At 42.9% G+C, this 648-nt stretch carries 1 protein-coding gene; it reads right to left on the bottom strand.

Translation table 11 applies throughout. The features are described 5' to 3' along the window. Positions 1–515, bottom strand: a 515-nt coding sequence (locus NON16_RS25390; RefSeq protein WP_257352402.1) for an IS110 family transposase, incomplete at its 3' end; no start/stop codon positions are given. Positions 516–648 lie beyond the last annotated feature (133 nt).

Here is a 648-nt window from a genome sequence, read left to right as displayed (position 1 = left end):
TGGTGCATACGCCCTTGTACAGCTTGGAGATCTTTCATTAGATGATGATAAAGATTCATTCCTTCTCGAAGGTCTGCATAGATTCCTTCCGGCAAATTAGGCTCTGAATAGCGCCCTTCTTCTACTAGCCTTGCGATCACCCTGGCATCCTTTACATCGTTCTTTGTCGGTGAATTATCATCTAGCTCTTTCGACTTTTTGACATGGCCTGGATTGACAACCACTGCCTTTATCGACTTTCCCTTCAACCAGTAGGCGAGAGGGAGCCAATAATGACCGGTTGGCTCCATCCCAATGATGACCTCTGATTTTGCTTGTTTGTCTTTTAACCCCTCGATCCAAATACATAGTCGGGTAAAGCCTTCGATGGAGTTTTCAAACGTGAATGCTTTGCCAAACTGAACGCCTCGAAAATCTTGTGCACGTGCGACATGCTTGTGCTTAGCGATATCCACCCCAATAATCACGGTTTGTTCTGTCAGTTGTAAGATTTTTTGATTTTGTTTATAATTCATGTATGTCCTCCTTGGTTTTAGTTAAGGGTCCGTTTTATCGCTGATTAGCTTTCCGGACACCTCGTATCATACCAAGGGGACTTTTTTTGTACAAACCTCATTTTGCTTTATTACAGGAATGCTTTCTTAACGT

Origin of the sequence: Pseudalkalibacillus decolorationis (assembly GCF_024609785.1) — a bacterium.
Classification (GTDB): Bacteria; Bacillota; Bacilli; order Bacillales; family Fictibacillaceae; genus Pseudalkalibacillus; species Pseudalkalibacillus decolorationis.
This window is presented reverse-complemented; position numbering and strand designations above follow the sequence as displayed.